The sequence below is a fragment of the Enterococcus sp. DIV1094 genome, from assembly GCF_017316305.2.
In the GTDB taxonomy this organism is placed as follows: domain Bacteria; phylum Bacillota; class Bacilli; order Lactobacillales; family Enterococcaceae; genus Enterococcus_B; species Enterococcus_B mangumiae.
The window spans coordinates 1,750,001-1,774,197 of sequence record NZ_CP147250.1; the positions used below are offsets into that span (position 1 = coordinate 1,750,001).

A 24,197-nucleotide genomic window follows, 5' to 3' on the forward strand; every position below is an offset into this window, starting at 1 on the left:
GTTAATGGTAGTTGTTTCTCAAAATGAAAATGAAGCTATTTTTTAAATCCGAAAAAGTTGATCACTCTATTATTGATTAAATAATCGCTTCGATTGATTCTTTCATTTTTAAGGGAGAAGTTTTTGGCGCAAAACGTTCAATGACTTGCCCATCTTTATCAATAAGGAATTTTGTGAAATTCCATTTGATTGCTGGAGTCAAGGTCCCCGGTGCTTGTTCTTTTAAGTAATCAAATAAAGGATCAGCATCCGCCCCATTGATCACTGTTAGTTGATGCATAGGGAATGTGACGCCATAAGTTGTGCGACAGGCCTCGGCAGCATCATTTGCAGAAAAGACTTCCTGTTTGAATTGATTCGAAGGAAAGCCCAACACGACTAAGCCTTTTTCCTGATAGGTCTGATAAAGTTCCTCCAACTGTTCGAACTGTGGAGCTAAACCACATTTTGTTGCAGTATTGACGATGATCATTGGTTGTCCCTTGTATTTATCCAATGAGTAAGTTGTACCATCTTCTAATGTGACATCAAAATCGTAAATATTCATCGATTATTTCCTCCTTTAAACGTTATTCCTTCGTAAACTAGTGATAGCAGTAGCTTGCTTCTTGCTAAACTCAAATTAGTATAAAAATGATTAAATTTAAACCGCAAAAGCTAAAAATAGGCCACGCTATTTGTTGCTTTTACGGTTTATATCTAGAAAATGTAGCCTTCTTTTGGCTTCATTTCCGTTATTCTAAAATAAGCTAAGCGTCTATTTATACGCCAACGTCTGACCATTCATCTCGTTTTGCTAAAAATTCGCGAGCTAAAGCTTGCGCACCTTCTAATGTATGGTTTGCAGCCCAGCCACATTGGATCTCATTGCTTGCTGGAACTTCTGTTGCTTGTAGCACATCTTCCATCGTTTTTTCTAACACGTCTAAGATCTCGTCATAATTTTCATGGTTGATGACAGTTAGATAAAAACCTGTTTGGCAGCCCATTGGTGACCAGTCGACGATATAATCTGCATGATTACGGATGTTTTCGGCAGTTAAATGTTCTAAAGAATGTAAACCAGCCATATCCATATGTTCTTTGTTTGGTTGTTTGAAACGCACATCGTATTTGATGATCAAATCGCCATGTTCACCTGTTTTGCGGTCGGCTACACGGACATAAGGTGCTTTCACTTTACGGTGATCTAAATTAAAACTTTCGACATTCATTTTCATATTGAATTACTCCTAACTCACTTATTGTCTCTTTTTTGGAAAATAGAAATCCTCAAAAAAGATTAGTTGATTTATTTAAATTCTAACACTAATTGAAGGGAAGGTGTATAAAACTGACTGATTTTTTTCGATTCTTTCTGGATAAGGTGAATCAGTGATTTTTCATTTGTACAAATGCTTGCGTCAAATCATCTAAAAGATCTTGGGCATACTCGATTCCAACAGATAAACGAATCAGTCCATCCTTGATCCCAGCTTTTTCACGCTTTTCTTTAGGAACAGAAGAATGCGTCATGACAGAAGGGATTTCAACTAAACTTTCTACCCCTCCTAGACTCTCAGCTAAAATGAATAATCTCAATGATTCCACAAAAGGAATAGCATCCGCATCGTTTTTCAAAGTAAATGAAACCATTCCACTATAGCCGGACATCTGTTCTTTGGCGATCTCGTGATTATGATGAGTAGTTAGTCCAGGATAATAGACTGCTTCGACTTCGGGATGGTTCGCTAATAATTCAGCTACTGCAAAGGCATTTTTTTGGTGTTCTTCCATTCGGACACTTAGCGTTTTGATGCCACGTTGCATCAACCAACTATCTTGTGGGCCTAACACACTACCGATTGCATTTTGATAGTAGCCGATTTGGTCCGCCAATGCTTGATCATTTGTCGTTACTAAGCCAGCAACGACATCACTATGCCCACCTAGATACTTCGTTCCACTGTGTAAAACGATATCTGCGCCCAATTCTAAAGGTTTCTGGAAGTAAGGTGTAGCAAATGTGTTATCTACGATCGTTAATAGATCATGTTTTTTTGCAATTTCTGCTCCTGCTTTCAAATCAGTGATTTTTAGTAGGGGATTACTTGGGGTTTCTAGGTACAATGCTTTTGTGTTTTCCTGGATCGCTTGTTCAATCTGTGCAAGATTACTTGTATCGACAATAGTATACTGTAAGCCATTTTTTGTGAGTACATTGTCAAATAAGCGGAAAGTTCCTCCGTAGACATCATCACCCAAAAGGATATGATCGCCTGATTGAAATAAAGAAAATACGGCATGGATTCCTGCCAAGCCAGAGGCAAATGCAAAGCCACGAACGCCACCTTCTAAATCTGCGATCAATTCTTCTAAAGCAAAACGTGTTGGATTACCTGAACGTGAATATTCGTATTCTTTAGGTTGTCCTACCGCATTTTGACGATAAGTCGATGTTTGGTAGATCGGCACACTGACTGCTCCTGTTGTTGGATCTTCACTAATACCACCATGGATAAGTTTTGTTTGAATATGCATAAATGTTTCCTCCAATTTCTTCATTAAGTTTATTGTTTGGATGATTGCTCACAGATAAATATTTTTCGATAAGTAACGGTCTGATGTATCTGGAAAAATGGTGAGGATTGCCTGACCATTTGGTAGACGTTGCGCTTCTTTCAAGGCTGCTGCAAAAGCGGCACCACTTGAGCTGCCTACTAACAAGCCATGCTCTTTTGCAAGTTGACGGGTGTAAGCAAATCCTTCGGCGTCAGAAATGGTTTCAAACTGATCAATTGGCAAATCATCGAGGAACGGTGGAACAAATTCAACACCGATTCCTTCAATCTCATGTCCATGTGAAGGCCCGCCATTCAAGATCGATCCTTCTGGCTCCACACCGATCAAACGAAGTTCAGGGATACGTTCTTTTAGAAATTTTGCTGTTCCCGCAAATGTACCACCACTGCCGATTCCAGCAACAAAGCTGCCGATATTTCCAGCTAATTCTTCGATGAGTTCGGGTCCCAATGTTTGATAATAGGTTGCTGGATTGTCTGGATTTTCAAATTGCAAGGGTACGTAACTATTTGGGATCTCAGAAGCTAATTGTTTACTTTTTTCAATAGCACCAACGATTCCTTCTTCGGTAGGTGTGTGTACGATCGTTGCACCTAGCGCTTGCATGATTTTTTGCTTTTCGATACTAAATTTTTCTGGTACGACAAAAATTGTTTTTAGCTTGAATTTTAAAGCTGCCAGGCCTAAACCGATTCCTGTATTTCCGGCAGTCGGTTCGATAATCGTTGTATCTTGATCGATTTTTCCGCTTTCAAGCCCAGAGGATAGTAAATACAAACCTAAACGATCTTTGATACTGCCGCCAGGATTCAAGTATTCCAGTTTTGCATAGATCACAGAATCTTTGGGCATAGGAAAATCTTTTGCAGTAAATTGATAGATGGGCGTATGCCCGATTGCTTCAGTAATTGATGAGATGATCACGAATCCAAACCTCCAAAAAGTAAAATAAAAAAGGAGCTGACTAATTAATCAGCTCCTTGTAAGATCATAAATTGAAAGACTAAGAAAGAAAACACTTTCACGACAGAAAGAGATCTTTCGTTCAACTATGAAGGGCAATTAATAGACATGGCAAACAGTATGCTGTTTTTACACACCATACAACAACAATACTTCAATTGTTTTGAGTAATTGATCGCCATGTTTATCCCTCCAATAGTGATTTAACTAAAAATAGCATGAATAAACAAGAAAGTCAAAGAGTAAAATTTCAAAAACAATAATTTTCTAGTCTTATCAACGTTTGTCTGATACAATAAGGGTGATTATGATTAAGATAAAAAGGAGCAAAAATAATGATCTCAGCAAGCGATTTAAAAGCCGGAATGACATTTGTCCAAGACGGAAAATTGATCAAAGTAATAGATGCAAGCCATCACAAACCTGGTAAAGGAAATACTGTGATGCGTATGAAACTGAAAGATGTTCGTACTGGCGCAACTTATGACACAACTTTAAGACCAGATGAAAAATTCGAAAAAGCGCACATCGACACAAAACCAGTCCAATACTTATATACAATGGATGACACAGCATTCTTTATGGATCTAGAAACATATGAACAATATGAGATCCCTGTAGAAACTGTTGCTGAAGAAATGAAATTCATCTTAGAAAACATGGAAGTAAAAATCCAATTCTTCGGTAGCGAAGTAATCGGTGTTCAATTACCAACAACTGTTGTGTTGCGTGTTGTTGATACACAACCATCGATCAAAGGTGCGACAGTTACTGGTTCTGGTAAACCTGCAACAATGGAAACAGGCTTAGTAGTCAACGTTCCTGACTTCATCGAAACGGATGAATTATTAGAAATCAATACAGCAGAAGGTTCATACGTAAAACGTGCGAAATAATCGAGTATAGCCAAAAAGCTTTTAAGCATCGTGCTTAAAAGCTTTTTTTACATAGATAAATCAATCGGAGAACAACGTTTGCAACTTGAGATGATGGACTTCTAGTAGACGTTGATACAGCTCTGTCTCAAAGTCACTATAATGACAAAAGTCAAGGACCGTATATTTAGAAGGATCAAGCCCTTTAGGAATCAGTAGTGGGGAGCCGAAGATAAAAAAGTCATATTCTTCAGTGATCGGCAGTGTTAGCTGCTCGATATCGACAAAGGGAATCTTTTTGCCTAGATTCAAGATCTCAGCGGAAATCAAATGCTCTGAAACATTGATGAAACCAACGTTCAACTTATAATTCTCATCGATTTCTGAATAATACGGATAAAGTAAACACGCTTGGATAAAAGCTAATTCACTGATACATGCTTTCAGCCATGTGTAATTCTTTCGTTGAGCAATTTTTTTCCAAAAGCCTTCGATTTTGATGGTCAAGATACGTAAAAGTGGATACTTATCTTGAATATAAGAAGAGATAAATAACGTGGTCAAAGGGATTTTTTGCCTAAACAAACTAAAATTACCGATAGAAAGGTAAAGATTCAAATACAAAGCGGGTTCCTTTTCAAAATGAAATGTACCAATAAATGTCTGACAATGGTTCTGGAACTCTTCTAAAAGATCCTTGACTTCATTATTTGGTTGGTGATAGGAATGTTGGATGATCGACATTCGAATATCTTGGTTGGAAGTAAGGAACGGCCAATAATAAAACAAATAGAACAACGAGTTTACTTCTAAGATATCTAAACGAACATTTGCGAACTTGAAGAAATCGTAAAAGAAGTCAATGTTTGTTCCGCTTGGAATAAAAGAATCTCTTGTTAATTTATAAATGTCAGTCGAATGGTTATTTTTGATCCTAGTCAAACAAATCAAACAGTGAAGACTCGCTTGCTTCTTTCCAAGATCAAACTTGTTCTTATGGTAATCTTCTTCATGCTTATAGATCAGCGCAGTGACTTCTTGACTAAAGGGAAGGATGTCCAAACTTTCCCCTAATGAAACAAACCAAAAGAAATTAAAAAAGATGATACGAATCAACATCTCAGATCCGGACAAGGTAAGATTCGATAAGTTCAAGTTGATTTGATATTCTTTCAAATATTCAGCTAATTTTTTAGTTTGCCGAAAACAGGTCGAACGACTGATAAAGTGGCGATTACAAAAATCAGCAAGGTCTTTGTCTTGTTCTGTCAGAAGACTGATCAATAGTTTATAAGGAACGCTTTCTGTAGAAAGGTAGTGTTGATACTGGGTGTATTGAACAAGTTGTTCATTGATGGATAACTTGTTTTTACTATGTAACAGTTTGATTTCAGTGAATTGTTCTAAATCTTCTTGTATGGCAAATAAGATTTTTTTAAAACGAACGGCACTAAAATGAAAATCTAAGTTTTCCCGCACATCATCCATGCTATATTCACCTGGTGATAATGTCATCAACTTACCGTATACACTTAATTTTGTTCTGGCATGATCATCTAATAAAATTTTTTCAATCAATTGGTCACCTTCTTTTTTGTTTTTAATATTAATACCTTATTTAAATTCGGTTGTAAATACTTGTCTCAATTTTCTAAAAAAACAATAGAGGATTTAGAAATTTTTTAAGTGGAGCTGTCTCAAATTTATCATTCAACAGGTGTGATTTTTGAGAGAAAAGAGAGAGTGGAAGGATTTAAATAACGTATGGACATTATTCGTTCAATCATTTTAAAAAAGGGATATCGATTTAAAATAACTATAAATGAACATTTAGAAACCGAAGAGAAGAGATCTGGAAAAATTAGTGAATCTTTTCTTTTTTTTATATTATCTAATTGGATTTTAAAGTTTTTCTAAGGAGGTATCCATAAATGAAAAAGCGACGATATCTTGTCATTTGCACTCTTTTATCGTTATTCTTCATTGCCTATTTATATTCTCAAAAAGTAAAGATTGCAGCAGCAAATGAAGAAGGAGTGGTAGAGGTACTGAAGAATGAATATGGAGAAGTAAATCTCAAGCAATCTGGGCAACAGCTGACGATTTCTTATCGACTGAATGAGCAAAATCAAGAAAGGCGTTTTCTGTTCCAATTACATCCGAGTGATGTACCTGAAAATAATTTGCTTACTTCTTCTATTTCTCAGGAATACCAAGAATATAAGGATGAAGAACAACAAATATGGGTAGGTAGTGCTTTTTCACAAGGCGTGGTTGAAAAAGAATGGACGATCGATTTACCGGATACAAGTAAAGATTTTCAACTCAATATCCAGATTGAAGAAAAAACAGGTCAATTTCTTTTAGCCGAAGCAGTTTCTTATTCTTTTTCTATAGATAGCGAGAAGCAGAAAACTACACAAACAAGTGAAGATACATCTGAAACCGTGAGCTCTTCTACAATTCAAGATACAACAGATGATTCATCCGCACCCAAAGAAGAATATCGGCCGTTTGATCAACCACAATTATTTGATGGAGAAAGTAATCGCAAAAGTTTGCCGACGATCGAACCGGAATATACCACAGATGAGCAAGGAACCTATCCGAAAGCGATGTGGCAACCTAAGAATAGTGAGAATGTCCGAAATCATCAAGGGAATCGTCAAGGACAAGCGCAATGGGATGGGCTGACTAAATGGGACGGCAATCCAACGAATCTGACCAATTCTTATATCGAATACGGTGGGGAAAAAGAAGAAGCCGATTACGCTATCCGAAAATTTGCTAACGAGACAGCCACACCCGGGTTATTTGATCTGTACCTGAATGTTCGAGGAAATACCCAAAAAAATATCACTCCAATGGATGTTGTATTGGTCGTTGACTGGTCGGGTAGTATGAATGAGGAGAACCGTATTGTTGAGGTAAAAAATGGGATTGACCGGTTTGTTGATACGTTAACAGAAAGTGGAGTGACGGAAAAGATCAATTTAGGATACGTTGGTTTTTCCAGTGAAGGGTACGCGAACCGCTCGATCCCTATCGCAGGATTTGATTCTGTTAAAGAAGAGATCAAAGCAGCAACGCCAGCGACAACAAGTGGTGGTACGTTTACTCAAAATGGACTACGTCAAGCAGGTGAGATGTTATCGGAGCAAAATGGCCATAAAAAAGTAATCGTTTTACTAACAGACGGTGTTCCAACAAGTTCATATCAAGTAGCCAGTGTGGTGACTGAAGAAGACGGGAGTTATTATGGCGCAAGTTTTACCGATCATGTCGATCACCCCGACTATACTTCAAAAATTTCCCTACCTTATCTCGTACCAGTCAAAGATCAAAATTTCCAATGGCGTTGGATCAATTCGACATTTACAGCCACGATCGGTGAAGCCATGGCACTGAAACAACGAGGGATCGAAATCCATGGTCTAGGTATCCAACTACACGGAGATGAAACAGAAGGTATCACGAAAGAGGAAGTAGAAAACCGGATGCGGAAGATGGTTTCCAGTGGTGAAGACGGTACGCTATATTATGAATCCGCAAATGAGTCTACGGATATTGCTGATTATTTAGCTAAAAAGGCTGTCCAACTTTCCGGAACAGTTGTTAACGGGAAAATCACTGATCCAATCGTTGAACCATTCGTCTATGAAATAGAAAGTGCTTCTGTTAAAAGTGTAGGAACAAGTCCACTGTCCGTTGAACCTATTCTCACGATCGAGGATCAAACGATCCAAGTCGAACAGATCTATTTGGAAAAAGGGCAAGAACTCCAACTACACTATCAAGTCAGACTCCAAACGGAAAGCAAAACATTCGAACCGGACAAGTGGTATCAGATGAACGGCCTAACAACTTTTCAGCCGAAGTCTGACTCAGATGACATTGCAAAATTTGGTGTTCCGTCAGCGAAAGCGCCAAGTGTTACCCTTGGTTTCTTCAAAGAGTGGGAAGAGTTTGATCAAGATACGACGACTCGACCAGAAAAAGTGATCTATGAAATCAAACGGACAGGGGTCACTACCCCGTCTAGCTGGGAAAGTGGCTATGTGCAACTGCGTCAGCCTGAAAAGGATGACACGAATGTTTGGGAACGAAAGAACATCACCAAACTGTTAGAAACCGATAAAGCAAGTCGTGAAACGCTCAGCTTACCAAAATACAACAATCAAGGACAAGAATTTCATTATGAGGCTGTGAACGAATTAAACGTACCAGGCTACGACTCAGAAAAAGTCAATGCAACAACTTGGAAAAATACGAAACAATTTGTTCCGTTAGATTTAAAAATCATTAAGACATCTTCCTCAGATGATCACCCCTTAAAAGGAGCAGTATTCCGAATAACGATTGAAGGAAAAGATATCCAGTTGCTTGACCATGAGGATGGCACCTATTCATTGCCAGAAGAGATACGATTGGAAAAAGAAAAATCCTATACATTGACAGAAGTTAGCGCACCCGCTGGACATGAAAAAGCAGAAAAGCAAACATGGGCGATTACTATTTCTAAAACCGGAGAAGTAACAGTAGATGATCAAAAAGCAACAGTTGTTGATCAAGTGATTCAATTGACGATCGAAAATCCATTTTCAGAGCTTCCGGTAGCGATCAGAAAGTACACCGAAAAAGACCAGCAAAAAGTAAACTTGGCAGGAGCGACTTTTGCATTACAACTAAAAGAAGATACTGGAAGCTATCGAACCTTAAAAGAGGAAGTGACCTCGTCCTCAGGATTGGCAGAATTCATGATACAAAAAGCAGGAGACTATCGCTTAGTAGAGACGGCAGGACCGAGTGGCTACGATACCGTTCCAGGAAATTACACATTTAAAGTTGATCCTTATGGAACGATTATATATGACGAAGAAAATGTGGAAGAGTCAGCAGTTTGGACATTGACGCATCACAATCAAATCAAACCGTTTGATTTAACGATTCTAAAGAAAACAGATACAGGTCAAGCTTTAAAAGGGGCAGTTTTCAGATTATCTGGTCCAACTGGACAAAGCGAATTACCAAGTGATGAAACAGCAATCGATACGTTTGTTTTTAAGAACCTTGAACCTGGGGAGTACACATTAGAGGAAATCAAAACGCCAGAAGGTTATTTAGGCTTGGAGAAACCTTTGCAAATTGTTATCCAAACAGATGGAAAAGTGACGGTAGCTGGCGAACCAACAGAAGTTCAACTACAAAGTGGCAGTAAAAATAACCAAATTCATTTGGCAATCACCAATCAGGCGTTGATCCCTTTGCCAGAAACAGGAGGAGCTGGCCGACTTGGTTTCCTTTTACTAAGCCTAAGTGCCATCGGTTCATTCATCATTTACTTTTTGATGAACAATCGAGGGGGCATATCAAGTGAGTAAAAAATATTGGCTTTTGTTGATGCTTCCGTTTCTATTGATTATTGGGTCTGCAAAGAGTACTGCTCAAACAGAAGAGAGGGTTCAATTGATTGTTCATACTGCCGACCTTGTATCGGACAAACAAACGAACGAAAAAGCAAGTTTTGCCGTTTATGATGTGACAAAGGCATTTTATCAATTACGAAATAAAGGTTTCACGGTTGAAGAAACGCAACAAATCATTGCCCGACAAGGAACCTCGGCTGGCTCATTTCTAATGGAAAAGCAGACAAAAACAAGCGACAAAGGTGAAGACATAGTAATCTTCGACCTGTGTGAGTCTACCAATCAAACAGGGAATGTTTATTTAGTGAATGAAACTACTTGTTTTTCAGACGCTTTAATGGAAACGCAAAACTTAGTGATTGTTTTACCGCTTTATGATTCAGATGATCACCCACAAAAAGAAGTTCATCTTTACCCTAAGCTGAGTCAGGAAGCATCTACGATCGACTTTGAAAAAAACTAATTGAAGAAAAAAATGATTATTCAATTGGCGAGCGTATTTGCTATCGATTGGAAATCCAGTTTCCTGAGGAGATAGCAATTGAAGAAACGTGTGTCGTTACTGACAATGCCGCGAAAGAATTGGAGTTATTGTCTGAAACTCTAGAGGTCTACAGTGAAAATAAACGATTGAAAAAACTTACGCTCCATAGTCATAGCCAAGGATTCAGCCTTGCCTTTAGTGGTCAAGACTTGCAAGAGCTAGCTGGTAAAACTGTAAAGGTCGACTATCAAATGCGATTACTAGATGGAGCAATCGCCGATCAACCAATCATCAACCAAGCCACATTAGATATCGGAACTGAATCATTAGTACAAAGCACTTACATTCGAACCGGAGGAAAGTGGTTTCAAAAAATCACAGCAGATCAGGAATATCAGGCGCTGGAAGATGCGCTATTCTTGGTCAAAAATCAACAAGAAGAATACCTTCATGTGAAAGATGGAAAATATGATTGGAAAAGACGAGCCAGAGGTGCACTAACATTGACGTCTGATCGCAATGGCTTGTTTTCCATCTCTGGCTTAGAAGACGGAGAATATTTGCTCGAAGAAATCAAAGCACCAAAAGGGTATGAAAAAAATCCGTCTGCTGTCTCATTTACCGTCAAAAACATGTCTTATGCAATCAACGGACAGCCGAGCGAACCCTTGAAAATCACCAATAAGAAAAAAGAAACTCCCTTTTTATTTCCTAGAACAAATGAAGAAAAAATCAGTGTTGGTATTTTTGGTGGTGTATTGATCATAGGGAGTTTCATTATTTATCAAAAGAACAGGAGTAAGAAGAATGAAGAATAGCAAAAATCTTAAATCATTATTACTATGTTTTATTTCAGTACTTTCGTTGGTTGCGTTGTTTCCGATCCAGCATGTATTTGCTGAAGGAACTGAAGCAGAAGTAGTGCTACACAAAAAGAAAATGTTAGATTTTCCCGTACAAAACATCCAAAATACAGGGAAAGAAATGGCTGAGTTCAATGAATATCAAGGACTAGCTGATATCACATTCCATGTGTATGATGTGACCGAAGCATTTGCTGAAGCAAGAAAAAACGGAGCATCGATTGAAGAAGCAAAAACTTTGGTGCAATCACAGACTTCTGGTACAGCGCTTGTTTCAGGTACTACAAACGCGAATGGCGATCTTTCTTTCTCCTTGCCTAAACAGCAAGCTGGAAAAGATGCGGTCTATGTGATTGAAGAAGAAGCCAAATCAGGAGTGACTGCTAGTGCGAACATGGTAGTGGCTTTTCCAGTCTATGAATTGATCAAACAAGCAGACGGCTCTTACCGATACGGAACAGAAGAGCTCGAGACGATCCATTTATATCCTAAAAATATCGTTGAAAATAATGGGACACTGAACGTTAAAAAAATCGGTTCTGCTGAAGGAGAAGCATTGAACGGGGCAGAATTTATTCTCGTCAAAGAAGAGTCAGGAGCAAAAAAATATATCCAAAGCGTAGCACAAGGGATGTATACATGGACGACAGACAAATCAAAGGCGAAACATTTTGTCAGTGGAAAAAGCTATGAAATAGGTGAAGAAGATTTTGTTGAAAAAGAGGCAGAGCAAGGGCAATTGCTCGTCACCAGCTTAGAGGTCGGAAATTATGTGCTAGAGGAAGTAAAAGCACCTGAAAATGCGGCGATGATCACGGAGCAGACGACGACACCATTTACAATCGTTGCCGGCAATCAAACACCAGTTGAACTCACAGTGAAAAACGATACGACGAACGTAGAAAAAACGACACCACAATTGGATGGGCAAGATGTAGCAATCGGTGAGCCGATCAATTATGAAATAAAGGTCAATATACCTGTTGGGATTGCGGATAAAGAAGGTTCAGATAATAAGTATACCACCTTCCAATTGATTGATACCCATGATTCAGCATTAACATTTATGAACCAGTCGACAGGTGAGACAAGCTATGCTCTATATGATGGTGACCAGTTGATTGCACCTAAAAATTATCAGATCAGCGAACAAACCAATGGCTTTACAGTGGCAATTAATCCAACGTATATCCCTTCATTGACTCCAGGCGGTACGTTGCGCTTTGTCTATTATATGTATTTGAATCAATTAGCGGAACCAGCGCAAGGGTATAACAATAAAGCAAATGTTGATACGGGGCATACGACAGATCAAACACCACCAACGGTTGAAGTACTGACAGGTGGCAAACGATTCATTAAAGTAGATGGAGCAGTAGCTGATGTAAAACCACTAGCAGAGGCTTCGTTTGTGGTACGTGATCAAGATGCAACGACAGCGAAGTATTTAGTCATTGATCCAGTAACAAAAGCAGTGACCTGGACGACTTCACAGGAAGAAGCTACGATTTTTACGTCAACAAGTGATGGATTAGTTGATATCACAGGATTGTCTTATGGAACTTATTATCTAGAAGAAACAAAAGCACCAAACAATTATGTGAAATTAACTGAACGAATTGCTTTTAAGGTAGATCAGCAATCCTATGCGGTTGCAGGTGAATTGATTACGCCAGAAAAAGTACCAAACAAACACAAAGGAACCTTACCAGAAACTGGTGGCAAAGGGATTTCATTGTATATTGGTTTAGGTGTCATGTTACTGACGATAGTAGGTATCTATTGGATGAAAAGACAAAAAGCGGAATAATCTCAAACAAAGAATAAACGGATAGCTGAGGGGAATAAAATGAAGCAAAAGAAAAGACGTATGTTAGATCTGATCATGCTCTCGGTATTTTTTATCGGCGTCCTCAGCTTAGCTTATCCTTTCGTCAGTGATACGCTGAATGATTATCTCGATCAACAAGTCATCAAAAACTATCAGAAAAAGGCAAAAGCTGAACATGCATCAGTGATTGCCGATTTGCAAAAGGAGATGCTTGAAAAAAATAAAAAGCTAGCGTCAAAGGAAGTCTTACCAGAAGCAGAGCCATTCTCTACAAAAAAAGAAGAAGATCAAAAATCTCTGAAATCTTATATTGCGTCACATACCGTTGGTGTTTTGACGATCCCCAAAATCAATGTCAACTTGCCGATTTTTGATCAAACGACATCGAAATTATTGGAAAAAGGCGCATGTTTACTTGAAAACACCTCTTATCCCATCGGAGGCTTATCGACACATGCGGTACTTTCTAGCCACCGAGGCTTGCCACAGGCAAAATTATTCACCGATTTGCCTCGATTACGAATCGGAGATCGCTTTTTTATTGAAATCAATGGACAGTATCTTGCGTATCAAGTCGATCAAATCAAAACTGTAGCACCTACTGAGACAGAAGCACTTCAAATCCAAGAGAATCAAGATTTAGTGACCCTCGTTACTTGTACGCCTTACATGATCAATAGTCACCGTTTATTGGTGCGCGGACACAGAATCGCTGTTGAACAAGAAGAGATAGTGGCTTCATTAGCAAAAGTAAAACAAGCAAAAAGGTCGAACTTTTTACGGGTGAATGCCTTGATCAGTGTGCTTTTGTTGCTATTTTTGGTGATGCTGATAAAATATTTTACAAAAGTGTTTAAAAAATGATATAGTTTTAGAAACTAGATGTAAAAGTTTTTGTAAACAGCAAATCCATCGTGTATAATGAAATAGAACAAATGAAACGGAGTGGATCAAGATGGAGATAGAATTTAGTCGAAAGTACCAAATCGTCAATGAAGTATTAAATGCAGTGACACATGGGATCGCAGCCTTATTAAGTCTGCTTTGCTTTAATCTGCTGATGGATCGAGCCCATACGACCTTAGATTATGTCGCTTTTGCGATTTATGGTAGTTCACTTTTTCTGCTTTTCTTTTCCTCGACCTTATTTCATAGCCTGATTTTTACGAAGGCAAAGAAAGTGTTCCAAGTATTTGATCATTGTTCGATCTATCTCTTGATCGCAGGGACCTATACGCCATTTTGTCTCCTAGTCGTACAAGGAACGACGGGTCTGATCTTACTTAGTATCATCTGGGCAACCGCAGTGATCGGGATTATTTATAAATGTTTGACGTTAACGAAAACAAATAAAGTATCGAAAGTTTCAACGATCATCTACAATGTGATGGGCTGGGCGATCATCGTTGTATTACCTAAGCTTTATCAGAATATCGATTTGACTGGCTTGCTACTATTAGTTGCTGGAGGAATCGCTTATTCTGTAGGCTCACTCTTTTACAGTATGAAAAGCAGAAGATTCACTCATGTGATTTGGCATTTATTTGTCATGTTAGGTGCGGCGTTGATGTTTTTAGCCATTTATGTAAGCAATTGATGTTGAATAAAGGACGACAAAAAAACTGACTAAACCAATAGTCAGTTTCAGATTGTAGACAAACCTTATGTAAAAATGAGGTTTGTCTTTTTTATATGTACGATTTTAAGAATAAAAGAGAAATTTCTTTGTTTTTCTAAAGAAAAACACCCCTTTCCTGCTCGCCCTTTTTTGATTTTTATTAGTTTTTTCATATTTAGACAGGCAAAAGTAAGCCCAATTTTCATGTGCATTTTTTCTATTCCTATTTGATTCGTATAACGTAATCCATGAAATTCCTTTGCTGTACCAAAAATTCGTTCAATTGTTTCTTTTCTTTTTCTATAGGTCTTTAAAACTTCTTTGATGACGTATTTCCTCACATCGTTCGATTGCTTTCGCCCAAATATGTCTGGTGATGACTTTTGTATGATTTTTTGAATTTGTACAAGTAGATAGAACAGGACAATTTTTACATTCTTCTGGATTACTTTTGTATTCTAAATATCCTTTTCGATTGGTTGTCGAATAAGAGAGGATCTTATCATTAGGACAGATATAACAATCATAGTATTCATCGTAGGCATAGTCGTTCTTCTTGAAATAGCCCGCTTTCGTCATTGGTCGTTTATAAGGGAAAACAGGGGTCAGATTTTCTTCGAGAAGTAATTGTGCGATTGCTGGCGTTTTATACCCAGCATCCATAATCAATTTATCTAAAGTAAAAGCTCCTTTGAGCTTTTTAAATAAAGAAATAAACGTACGACTATCATGTAAGTTTCCTGGGTGGGTCGTATAACCTAGTATCCAGCCGTTTTTATCACATGCCACTTGTGCGCTATATGCAAAAACTTCTTTATGCTCACCTTTATGAAACCAACCACTTTCGGGATCAGTAGTACTTGTTTTTTTCATGGCCATTTTAGTTCCTGCGTTTGTTTCTTTTAAGGGCTTTTTTAGGCGTTTTTCTCGATCTTTTTCAATTTCTTTTGTCAATTTTTCCGTATAAAAGAAGGCTTGATCCATCACTTCGACGGATTCTTTCTTGTTTCGATTCGCATGTGCTTTAATATGCGTCCCATCAATAAAAATTTCAGAGGTATCAACGATTCCTTCCGTCATACATTGTGCTAAAATCTCATAAAAGATTTGTTCAAACGTAGTGGTTCCTTTGAACCGTCTCGTATAGTTTTTACCAAATGTAGAAAAATGAGGAACTGCATCTTCTAACCCTAACCCCAAAAACCATCGATACGCGTTGTTCACTTCAATTTCTTTGATGGTTTGTCTCATGCTTTTAATACCAAAAAAGTATTGAATCATCGGTAACTTAATCAGAAGAACGGGATCTAAGCTTGGCCGTCCTTGGGTTTCATCATATTTATCTTTTACCAAATCGTAAATAAAAGAAAAATCAATAAACTGATCCATTTGTCGTAATAAATGGTCTTGGGGAACTAAGTCCTCAAGAGCAAAAAAGCCCATCTGTGCACGCTTACTCATATCTTGTTTTGAGAGCATCGGGTTACACCTCCAATTCATAGTTTTATTTTAACGTATAAAAAAAGACAAAGCACTATAAATAAGTACTTTGTCTACAATCTGAAACTGACTAAACCAATAGTCAGTTTTTTTGTGCATTCTAAGAAAATCATGTGAAAATAATACTTGTTTTTTTATTTAGGTTGCGAGTTATACAATAAAATTGAAAAAATAAACATTTTTACAGAAAATAGCGATTTAAACTAGACAATTCAAACAAATTTGTTTAATATTATTCAAATAAAATTCAAATTATAATCTAACGATATGTCAATTTGATGAGAAAATATTTTTTGAAAAGAGGGAAATGAGAATGACAGAATTAATGATCGGCGAAATTCCAGTGAGTCAACTAGCAAAAGAATATCAAACACCCCTATATGTGTATGATGAAAAAAAGATGGAAGAAACGATAAAGTCGTTTAAGCTGAACTTTGATTCTGATTCTTTTCAAACAAAGGTCTTATATGCCTCTAAAGCCTTTCAAACAGTCGAATTGCTGCGGATGATCGCTGAGCAAGGGCTAGGTTTAGATGTGGTAAGTGGTGGAGAGATCTACACTGCCTTACAAGCGAAGTTTCCTGTCGAGGAGATTTACTTTCATGGCAACAATAAGACGATCGACGAGTTAAGGTATGCCATTGAAAATGACATTCTGCATTTTGTGGCGGATAACGGGATGGAAGTCGAAGTCTTGGAAGAATTAAGTCGCGAATACCAGAAAAATCTACAGATCATGTTGCGATTGAACGTGGGGATCGAAGCGCATACACATGAATATATCGTTACAGCGCATATCGATTCTAAATTCGGTATGTTGTATGATAGCGAAGTTTGCCAACAAGCGATCACACATATCCAGCAAAGTGACTTTCTTACTTTGGAAGGATTCCATGCACATATCGGTTCACAAATCTTTGATATGACTGCGTGGTTAGCTGAAATCGATCAATTAGTGACTTATCTGGCAGATTTCCAACAACCACTTTCTTTAAATCTAGGCGGTGGCTTTGGTATCCGCTATACCGAAGCGGACACGCCGTTGCCTATTGCAGAATCAGTCAAGCATCTTGTGACGCATACAGAAAAGGCATTAGCTGAAAAAAATTTGACGATCGATCGCTTATTGATCGAGCCGGGGCGAAGTATCGTGGGCGAAGCCGGAACGACACTTTATACAGTTGGCTATATCAAAGAAACGCCGCACAAAAAATATTATTTCGTCGATGGCGGGATGACCGATAATATTCGTCCGGCGCTTTATCAAGCAGAATACACCTGTGATCTGGCAAATAAACTTGACGTTGAAAAAACGGAAAAAGTAACGGTTGCAGGGAAAATGTGTGAATCAGGCGATGTCGTGATCCAAGAAACGCAGTTACCTCCCGCAGAACCAGGGGATCTTTTGGCAGTATATGCGACAGGAGCATACGGGTATTCAATGAGCAGCAACTACAATCGTGCGCTTCGCCCAGCTGTCGTTTTTGTCAAAGATGGCGTGTCACGAGAAGTCGTTCGTCGACAAACTTATGCAGATCTATTGAGAGGAGAAGTCTATGCAGATTTATAAATACAACGGGTGTGGCAATGACTTTATTCTCTTAGATTATGATGAAACGATCGACTATAGTCGTTTGGCGGAGCAATTATGCGCACCGACTGCTTACGATACCGACGGTTTAATCGCGGTCAAAATAACGCCTTTAGAAATGATCTATTACAATAAAGACGGTAGTCGTGCGCCAATGTGTGGCAACGGTATTCGCTGTTTTGCAAACTATGTCAGTGACCAACGATTGGTTGAAGATACCCAATTTGCGGTCAAAACTCTTGCTGGGATGATCCATGTGACGATCCATTCACGAGATCCTTTTTATTGCACGGTTGATATGGGAGAGCCAGATTATCGCCCAGAGAAGGTAGCGGTGGAGCAAGCAGATCCTATCATCAAACAAACACTGACGGTCGACAATCGAGAAGTGGTACTGACTAGTGTATTCATGGGAACGATCCATACGGTTGTTTTTGTTGACGATGCAATCGCTGAATTATCGAAAGATATGGGAGAGAAGCTTTGTCATCACCCCATGTTCAAGGAGAAAACAAACGTCAATTTTGTCCAATTTGTCAATGAAGAAGAATTGATCGTTCGTACGTATGAGCGAGGAGTCGGTTGGACGCTTGCTTGCGGGACAGGCTGTTGTGCAGCTTACGTCGTCGCAAGAGATCAAGGCTATCTCTCAGGATCACAAGCCACGATCCATTTGGAACAAGGCGATTTACAGATTTCTGGCGATGAAACGATCACGATGGCGGGACCGGCCACATATGAATGGCACAAAAATTTGGAGGTAGAGGCATGATTAAAGGATCGATTGTTGCATTAGTGACACCGATGACGGAAACAGGAGCAGTAGATTATCGAGGATTGGAGCAGTTGATTGCTTTTCATCTTAACGAACAAACAGACGGGTTACTTGTCCTTGGAACAACAGGTGAATCACCGACACTTTCTGACGAAGAAGAGGAAGAGATTTTACGATTCACTGTTGAAAAAGTCAATGGACGTATTCCGGTGATTGCTGGTGCAGGATCAAATGCAACGGCGAAAACGGTCAAGAAAGTCCAACGCTTTGCTGAACTAGGGGCAGACCAATTATTAGTGATTACTCCTTATTACAATAAAACGAGCGATGTAGGATTACTCGCTCATTTTCAAACGATTGCTGATGCTTCCTCGTTACCCATCATCTTATACAATGTACCGTCACGAACAGGAATGACGATTGCGTTCCCTGTACTAGCGGAATTAGCGAAGCATCCACAAATCATTGGGATCAAAGAAGCTTCTGGAGACATGTCCTATACGATGGAAGTCGCACAACTGATTGATGAAACATTTGCGCTTTACAGCGGCAACGATGATCTGATCTTGCCTGTATTGAGTATTGGTGGCATCGGCGTGATCAGTGTTTGGGCAAATATCCAGCCAAAAGTAGTCCATGAATTAGTCCATGATTACTTGAATGGAAACAGTCATTCAGCGAAAGAAAAACAATTGACCCATTTAGCGTTGATCAACGCCTTATTCAGTGAAACGAATCCGATCCCAGTGAAAGCCGCGATGAACTATTTAGGTTTACCAGCTGGGCCGTTACGTTTGCCGTTGACCGCATTAGGCGAGGAAAAGAAGCAACAGTTGATCGCCTTATTAGCAGAAAATGGAGGGGCAAATAGATGAATATAGGGATCATTGGAAATGGAAAAATGGGCAAACGAATTGCAGAAGTCACCGAAGAATATCAGCACCAGCCATTGACGTTGTCTCAATCCTTACAAGCAACGGATACGTTGACGTTCGAGCAGACACCGGCGGTCATCATTGATTTTTCTCATCCTGATGGTTTGGAGAAAATCTTACAATATAGTCAAACACATGGTGTACCATTGGTGATTGGCACAACCGGTTATACCGAAGAGCAATTCGCTCAAATCGCTGAAGCTGCGCAAACGATCCCTGTCCTTTACAGTGCCAATTTTTCACTAGGGATCATGGTGATGAACCGCTTGATCAAACAAGCTGCTCAAGACTTAGTAACTTGGCAAATCGAATTGATCGAAAAACACCACAGTCAAAAAAAAGATGCGCCTTCAGGCACAGCGAAGCGATTAGTGGAAACACTCCAATCTGTCAGAGACTTGACACCGGTCTATCAGTGGACAGATCAACCACGCGAAGACCAACAAATCGGCGTCCATAGCCTGCGTGCAGGCTCTTTTCCTGGAGAACATGAAGTCATCTTTGCAACGAAAGATGAAGTCCTTTCAGTGAAACACGAGGCCTTTTCCAATCGCATTTTTGCGGAAGGGGCAGTCCAGGCAAGCATCTGGTTGACCGAACAGTCAGCCGGTTTATATCAATTAGAAGATTTATTTGAACCTAGAGGAGGAGCCTAAGTTGAACGCACAAGAAATCATTCGTTTTATTCAGACAGCAGAAAAAAAGACCCCAGTCAAAGTTTATTTAAATGTATCAGAACCTATCGAGTTTCCGAACGCGAAAGTATTTGGTGAAGCGCATAGTCCGATCGTTTTTGGTGATTACAAAGACATTGCACCAGTCTTAGAAAAAGAAGCGGAGAAAATCTTAGCGATCGAACTTGAACAAACAGCAAGAAATAGTGCAGTTCCTTTATTGGATATCAAAGACATCAACGCTCGGATCGAGCCAGGTGCCGTCATTCGTGACCAAGTGACCATCGGAGATCAAGCAGTGATCATGATGGGCGCTGTGATCAATATTGGTGCTGAGATCGGAGAGCATAGCATGATCGATATGGGGGCGATCTTAGGCGGACGTGCGACTGTCGGCAAGAATTGTCATATCGGTGCAGGTGCTGTGTTAGCTGGGGTCATCGAGCCAGCTTCTGCGCAGCCAGTAATCATCGAGGACGGTGTATTAGTTGGTGCGAACGCGGTCATCGTCGAAGGTGTCCGTGTCGGTAAAAATGCAGTCGTCGCAGCAGGCGCTGTCGTTTTAGAAGATGTAGCACCTGAGACGGTCGTTGGTGGGACACCTGCACGTGTGTTGAAAATAAAGGATGACCAAACCAAAGAAAATACCGCCTTGATTGAAGCATTACGAGAATTGTAGACAAAGAAAGGATGAAAAACATGCGCGAAATAGATACCTGTATTGTCGGAGCGACGGGATTAGTCGGTCAAACTATGTTAAGAGTATTAGAGGAGTACGATTTTCCAGTAGGAAAACTCAAGCTTTTAGCATCCAAACGCTCTGCGGGGAGTCTGTCTGTGTTTAAGGGGAAAGAATATGTGGTCGAAGAATTGACGGAGACTTCTTTTTCTGGGTATGATTTAGCGCTTTTTTCAGCTGGAGCATCCGTATCTCAAACATTTGGTCCCATTGCACGTCAAGCTGGCTTGGTAGTCATCGATAATTCTTCAGCATGGCGAGAAGATCCTGCGATCCCATTGATCGTGCCTGAAGTAAATTTAGAGGACCATGCGTTAGATCCGTTGATCGCAAATCCAAATTGCTCGACGATCCAGTCCGTCTTACCGCTTAAAGCGTTACAAAATACGTTCGGTGTGGCACGTGTCAACTACACGACCTATCAAGCTGTATCGGGTTCCGGTCAACAAGGGATCGCTGATCTACAGGCGACCAAAAATGGTGAACCAGCCACTTTTTATCCTCATGACATCAGTCAAACGGTCATCCCTGAAATCGATCGTCCCATGGAAAATGGCTATACTAAAGAAGAACAAAAAATGATCAATGAAACGAAAAAAATCCTGCATCAGCCAGATTTACCAGTATCTGCGACTTGTGTGCGTGTACCGATTGAAAATGGTCACGGTGTTTCGATTGCCGTAGTATTAGAAAAGGAATTTTCACTGGAACAGATCCGTGCTTGCTTCCAGCAGTTTCCAGGGATCTTGGTCGTCGACAACTTAGAAGAACACCAATATCCTACGAGTACGTTGGCGAAAGATACCGATCAAGTGTATGTTGGGCGTATTCGCCGCGACTTGTCAGTTGAAAATGGGCTGCTTTTTTATACAGTGGCAGACAATATCCGCAAAGGAGCGGCAGCTAACGCTGTTCAAATCGCCCGGGCACTTCTTCAAGAGGGGGTCCTTGCATGAAAGTAGCAAAATTTGGGGGCAGCTCGATGTCTCATGAAGAACAATTCCGTAAAGTCCGTGAGATCGTTCTAGCTGATCCTAGCCGAGAAGTCGTTGTGGTTTCTGCTCTAGGTAAAAGAACGGATGAAGATGATAAAGTGACGGATTTACTCTATTTGATCCATGCATACCTCCAGCACAATGTCGATTGGACTCCATTATGGGAACGGATCACGGAACGTTTTATTCAAGTCAGAGATCTGTTAGCCCTTGATTTTCCCATTGAAAAAGAGCTAGCGACGATCGAAAGACAATTGAAAGAAGAAAAAGTGACGATCGATTATCTCGTCAGTCGCGGGGAATATTTGACTGCCCGCTTGATGGCGGAATATTTAGAGTATGGCTTTGCCGATGCGGGTGAACTGATTTACTTCGATTATGAAGGCGGCATCGATTTTACACGTACAGAAGAAGCCGTACGTGAAATGTATCAAAAACAGCAAAAGTTGATCGTGCCAGGATTTTATGGTGCCAATCCAGCAGGAAAAGAAAAATTACTTGGCCGAGGCGGCAGCGATATTACGGGTTCTGTTTTAGCAAGTGTCTTACACGCCGACCTTTATGAAAACTGGACGGATGTTTCTGGCATCATGATGGCAGACCCCAGAATCATCGACTCGCCAAAAGTCATTGAAGAGATTTCTTTTCGGGAATTACGAGAAATGGCGTATATGGGCGCCAATGTCTTGCACGAATCAGCGGTCTTTCCTGTCCAAGAAGCTGATATCCCGATCCAAATCAAAAACACGAATCGCCCGAATGACCATGGCACAAAAATCTCCAATCATGAAGTCGAAAAAGAAAATGGCTTGACTGGGATCGCCGGGCGGAAAGATTTTCTTTCGATCACCTTGTTCAAACGACACATGTCAGATGAAATCGGGTTTATTTGGAAAGCAATGAGTATTTTTGCAAAACACGGGATTTCAATCGAACATATCCCGTCTGGTATCGACAATATCGGTGTCGTCGTTTCAGCTGAATTGATCATGGATAAATTATTTTTGATCACGAAAGAATTGCGTGAAGAATTAGGCGTAGAAGAGATCGAGGTGATTGAAGATCTCGCATTGATTTCGGTTGTAGGCGGTCCTCATAAAGAACCGATCGGACTTTCTGGAAAAGTGTTGTCGATTTTGAACGAGTTAGAAATCAGAACCTCGATTCTTTCGCAAGGGGCGCAAGAGTTGAATTTGATCATCGGCGTACCTAATGCGCAATATGAAACCGTGGTAAAAGGAATCTATGAAGGGATGGTGAAGCGACATGTTGGCAGCACATCGAATGGCGTTACATCAAATTCCTGAACTTGGGTTTCAAGAATTTAAAACGAAGGAATACCTTTACGAACAAATCAAAAACTGTGGTGGCGTGATCCATGAAATCGATGCAACAGGCTTGTTGGTCTATTTTGATCAGCAACAAGCGACCACGATTGCTTTTCGGACAGACATCGATGCGTTACCGATCACGGAAGCCACAGGGTTACCTTTTGCTTCTACACATCCAGGATTCATGCACGCATGCGGACACGATGGCCATATGGCGATGCTTTTAGGGCTGACTGACTATATTGCTACGCATCGACAAGAGATGCAACACAATATCGTCTTGATCTTTCAACCGTCAGAAGAAATTGCTGGTGGAGCAGAGAGTGTGATCCGTTCTGGGTTGCTGGAACATTACAATGTCCAGGCAATCTTCGGCTTTCATTTATGGCCAGGTTTACCAGAAGGCAAAGTATTCTCACGCCCTGGTGCATTGCTGGCGCAAAGTAGCGAAACGGATATCATTGTCCAAGGCAGATCGGCACACGTCGCATCCAGCAGTCAAGGCATCGATAGTTTAGAAGCAGCCGTGCGTTTTATGAAAGAAGTCTATGATTTTGACGAATCTTTGCCAGCAAATCTTGAACATCTTTTAAAATTCGGCCAGATCACAGGCGGTACGATCCGCAATGTCTTAGCCAATGAAGTCGTGATCTCAGGAAGCATTCGTTCTTACAGTCGCAAGACACAAACAGACTTAAAAGCGCAATTAGCACGACTAGCAGAAGAATTCCAACAAACTTCTCAAGCAAAGATCTCCTTTCGCTATAATGACGGGTACCCTGCTGTGCGCAATGATGAAAAGTTGTACGCGGCACTTGCTCATTCAGAACTATTACATGAATTAGCTGAGCCTGTCTTACAAGCAGAAGATTTCGGCGTATATACGGAACACTATCCTTGTGTCTTTTTCTTTCTAGGTGTAGGCGATACACCTGCACTTCATGATGCGACATTTGATTTTGATATGTCCGTTTTAGAAAAAGGCTTGGAATGGTACAAAACAATCCTTTACACCAAGGAACTTTTCTGAAAAAA

General features: G+C 39.9%; 20 protein-coding genes and 1 pseudogene. 15 read left to right on the plus strand and 6 right to left on the minus strand.

Going from position 1 to position 24,197, the window contains the following annotated elements:
• Positions 1-76: 76 nt before the first annotated feature.
• From DOK79_RS08410 to DOK79_RS08425, 4 genes are all read right to left on the minus strand, one after another.
• Positions 77-547, minus strand: coding sequence for a glutathione peroxidase (locus DOK79_RS08410; RefSeq protein WP_206856744.1), 471 nt, complete (start codon positions 545-547; stop codon positions 77-79).
• Positions 548-761: 214 nt separating this feature from the next.
• On the minus strand, positions 762-1,220 hold the full coding sequence (locus DOK79_RS08415; RefSeq protein ID WP_206856743.1) for an S-ribosylhomocysteine lyase: 459 nt from the start codon (positions 1,218-1,220) through the stop codon (positions 762-764).
• Positions 1,221-1,371: 151 nt separating this feature from the next.
• Positions 1,372-2,520: a cystathionine gamma-synthase gene (locus DOK79_RS08420; RefSeq protein WP_206856742.1), complete on the minus strand. Its 1,149-nt coding sequence runs from the start codon at positions 2,518-2,520 to the stop codon at positions 1,372-1,374.
• 48 nt (positions 2,521-2,568) lie between these two features.
• Positions 2,569-3,486 (minus strand): pyridoxal-phosphate dependent enzyme, encoded by a 918-nt coding sequence (locus DOK79_RS08425; RefSeq protein WP_206856740.1) that lies wholly within the window; start codon positions 3,484-3,486, stop codon positions 2,569-2,571.
• 374 nt (positions 3,487-3,860) lie between these two features.
• On the opposite strand from DOK79_RS08425, the gene efp reads away from it, so the two are divergent.
• On the plus strand, positions 3,861-4,421 hold the full coding sequence (efp, locus tag DOK79_RS08430; RefSeq protein ID WP_206856737.1) for an elongation factor P: 561 nt from the start codon (positions 3,861-3,863) through the stop codon (positions 4,419-4,421).
• A gap of 60 nt (positions 4,422-4,481) precedes the next feature.
• On the opposite strand, the gene DOK79_RS08435 is transcribed toward efp, so the two are convergent.
• On the minus strand, positions 4,482-5,978 hold the full coding sequence (locus DOK79_RS08435; RefSeq protein ID WP_206856735.1) for a helix-turn-helix domain-containing protein: 1,497 nt from the start codon (positions 5,976-5,978) through the stop codon (positions 4,482-4,484).
• Between the two features lie 353 nt (positions 5,979-6,331).
• Between DOK79_RS08435 and DOK79_RS08440 the strand changes: the two genes are divergently transcribed.
• The 6 genes from DOK79_RS08440 to trhA all read left to right on the plus strand — a co-directional run bounded on the left by DOK79_RS08440 (position 6,332) and on the right by trhA (position 14,601).
• Positions 6,332-9,781: a vWA domain-containing protein gene (locus DOK79_RS08440; RefSeq protein ID WP_206856734.1), complete on the plus strand. Its 3,450-nt coding sequence runs from the start codon at positions 6,332-6,334 to the stop codon at positions 9,779-9,781.
• Positions 9,774-10,289, plus strand: a complete 516-nt coding sequence (locus DOK79_RS08445; RefSeq protein ID WP_206856729.1) for a pilin N-terminal domain-containing protein — start codon at positions 9,774-9,776, stop codon at positions 10,287-10,289. The genes DOK79_RS08440 and DOK79_RS08445 overlap by 8 nt, the downstream gene beginning before the upstream one ends.
• 47 nt (positions 10,290-10,336) lie before the next feature.
• Positions 10,337-11,128 carry a SpaA isopeptide-forming pilin-related protein gene (locus tag DOK79_RS08450; protein ID WP_206856728.1) on the plus strand — a complete coding sequence of 264 codons (792 nt, stop codon included), beginning with the start codon at positions 10,337-10,339 and terminating at the stop codon, positions 11,126-11,128.
• On the plus strand, positions 11,118-12,983 hold the full coding sequence (locus DOK79_RS08455; protein WP_206856720.1) for a SpaA isopeptide-forming pilin-related protein: 1,866 nt from the start codon (positions 11,118-11,120) through the stop codon (positions 12,981-12,983). The genes DOK79_RS08450 and DOK79_RS08455 overlap by 11 nt, the downstream gene beginning before the upstream one ends.
• A gap of 39 nt (positions 12,984-13,022) precedes the next feature.
• Positions 13,023-13,868: a class C sortase gene (locus tag DOK79_RS08460; RefSeq protein ID WP_206856718.1), complete on the plus strand. Its 846-nt coding sequence runs from the start codon at positions 13,023-13,025 to the stop codon at positions 13,866-13,868.
• Positions 13,869-13,959: 91 nt separating this feature from the next.
• A complete protein-coding gene (gene trhA / locus DOK79_RS08465) occupies positions 13,960-14,601 on the plus strand; it encodes a PAQR family membrane homeostasis protein TrhA (protein ID WP_206856717.1) in 642 nt (213 codons plus the stop codon).
• Between the two features lie 65 nt (positions 14,602-14,666).
• Here the strand turns inward: trhA and DOK79_RS08470 are convergent.
• Positions 14,667-16,101 (minus strand): annotated as a pseudogene (locus DOK79_RS08470) (IS1182 family transposase).
• A gap of 334 nt (positions 16,102-16,435) precedes the next feature.
• On the opposite strand from DOK79_RS08470, the gene lysA reads away from it, so the two are divergent.
• The 8 genes from lysA to DOK79_RS08510 are packed head-to-tail and all read left to right on the plus strand — an operon-like array spanning position 16,436 to position 24,192.
• Positions 16,436-17,692, plus strand: coding sequence for a diaminopimelate decarboxylase (gene lysA, locus DOK79_RS08475; protein ID WP_206855331.1), 1,257 nt, complete (start codon positions 16,436-16,438; stop codon positions 17,690-17,692).
• Positions 17,679-18,485 carry a diaminopimelate epimerase gene (gene dapF / locus DOK79_RS08480; RefSeq protein ID WP_206855333.1) on the plus strand — a complete coding sequence of 269 codons (807 nt, stop codon included), beginning with the start codon at positions 17,679-17,681 and terminating at the stop codon, positions 18,483-18,485. Before lysA ends, dapF begins: the two co-directional genes overlap by 14 nt.
• The gene (gene dapA / locus DOK79_RS08485) at positions 18,482-19,363 is read left to right on the plus strand and encodes a 4-hydroxy-tetrahydrodipicolinate synthase (protein ID WP_206855336.1); all 882 of its coding nucleotides are present in this window, start codon (positions 18,482-18,484) and stop codon (positions 19,361-19,363) included. Before dapF ends, dapA begins: the two co-directional genes overlap by 4 nt.
• Positions 19,360-20,079, plus strand: coding sequence for a 4-hydroxy-tetrahydrodipicolinate reductase (gene dapB, locus DOK79_RS08490; RefSeq protein ID WP_206855339.1), 720 nt, complete (start codon positions 19,360-19,362; stop codon positions 20,077-20,079). Before dapA ends, dapB begins: the two co-directional genes overlap by 4 nt.
• Position 20,080: 1 nt before the next feature.
• Positions 20,081-20,776, plus strand: a complete 696-nt coding sequence (gene dapD, locus DOK79_RS08495) for a 2,3,4,5-tetrahydropyridine-2,6-dicarboxylate N-acetyltransferase (protein WP_206855344.1) — start codon at positions 20,081-20,083, stop codon at positions 20,774-20,776.
• A gap of 20 nt (positions 20,777-20,796) precedes the next feature.
• A complete protein-coding gene (locus tag DOK79_RS08500) occupies positions 20,797-21,792 on the plus strand; it encodes an aspartate-semialdehyde dehydrogenase (RefSeq protein ID WP_206855360.1) in 996 nt (331 codons plus the stop codon).
• Positions 21,789-23,138, plus strand: a complete 1,350-nt coding sequence (locus DOK79_RS08505) for an aspartate kinase (protein WP_206855363.1) — start codon at positions 21,789-21,791, stop codon at positions 23,136-23,138. The genes DOK79_RS08500 and DOK79_RS08505 overlap by 4 nt, the downstream gene beginning before the upstream one ends.
• A complete protein-coding gene (locus DOK79_RS08510) occupies positions 23,098-24,192 on the plus strand; it encodes a M20 metallopeptidase family protein (protein WP_206855365.1) in 1,095 nt (364 codons plus the stop codon). Before DOK79_RS08505 ends, DOK79_RS08510 begins: the two co-directional genes overlap by 41 nt.
• Positions 24,193-24,197: the final 5 nt, after the last annotated feature.

Excerpts from the sequence above, each read along its gene's own strand:
- lysA (WP_206855331.1), top strand. The coding sequence starts at position 16,436 with ATGACAGAATTAATGATCGGCGAAATTCCAGTGAGTCAACTAGCAAAA.
- DOK79_RS08500 (WP_206855360.1), top strand. The coding sequence starts at position 20,797 with ATGCGCGAAATAGATACCTGTATTGTCGGAGCGACGGGATTAGTCGGT.
- DOK79_RS08415 (WP_206856743.1), bottom strand. The coding sequence starts at position 1,220 with ATGAAAATGAATGTCGAAAGTTTTAATTTAGATCACCGTAAAGTGAAA.
- trhA (WP_206856717.1), top strand. The coding sequence starts at position 13,960 with ATGGAGATAGAATTTAGTCGAAAGTACCAAATCGTCAATGAAGTATTA.
- DOK79_RS08420 (WP_206856742.1), bottom strand. The coding sequence starts at position 2,520 with ATGCATATTCAAACAAAACTTATCCATGGTGGTATTAGTGAAGATCCA.
- DOK79_RS08440 (WP_206856734.1), top strand. The coding sequence starts at position 6,332 with ATGAAAAAGCGACGATATCTTGTCATTTGCACTCTTTTATCGTTATTC.
- dapB (WP_206855339.1), top strand. The coding sequence starts at position 19,360 with ATGAATATAGGGATCATTGGAAATGGAAAAATGGGCAAACGAATTGCA.
- dapF (WP_206855333.1), top strand. The coding sequence starts at position 17,679 with ATGCAGATTTATAAATACAACGGGTGTGGCAATGACTTTATTCTCTTA.
- DOK79_RS08510 (WP_206855365.1), top strand. The coding sequence starts at position 23,098 with ATGTTGGCAGCACATCGAATGGCGTTACATCAAATTCCTGAACTTGGG.
- DOK79_RS08460 (WP_206856718.1), top strand. The coding sequence starts at position 13,023 with ATGAAGCAAAAGAAAAGACGTATGTTAGATCTGATCATGCTCTCGGTA.
- DOK79_RS08410 (WP_206856744.1), bottom strand. The coding sequence starts at position 547 with ATGAATATTTACGATTTTGATGTCACATTAGAAGATGGTACAACTTAC.
- DOK79_RS08505 (WP_206855363.1), top strand. The coding sequence starts at position 21,789 with ATGAAAGTAGCAAAATTTGGGGGCAGCTCGATGTCTCATGAAGAACAA.
- DOK79_RS08455 (WP_206856720.1), top strand. The coding sequence starts at position 11,118 with ATGAAGAATAGCAAAAATCTTAAATCATTATTACTATGTTTTATTTCA.
- dapA (WP_206855336.1), top strand. The coding sequence starts at position 18,482 with ATGATTAAAGGATCGATTGTTGCATTAGTGACACCGATGACGGAAACA.
- efp (WP_206856737.1), top strand. The coding sequence starts at position 3,861 with ATGATCTCAGCAAGCGATTTAAAAGCCGGAATGACATTTGTCCAAGAC.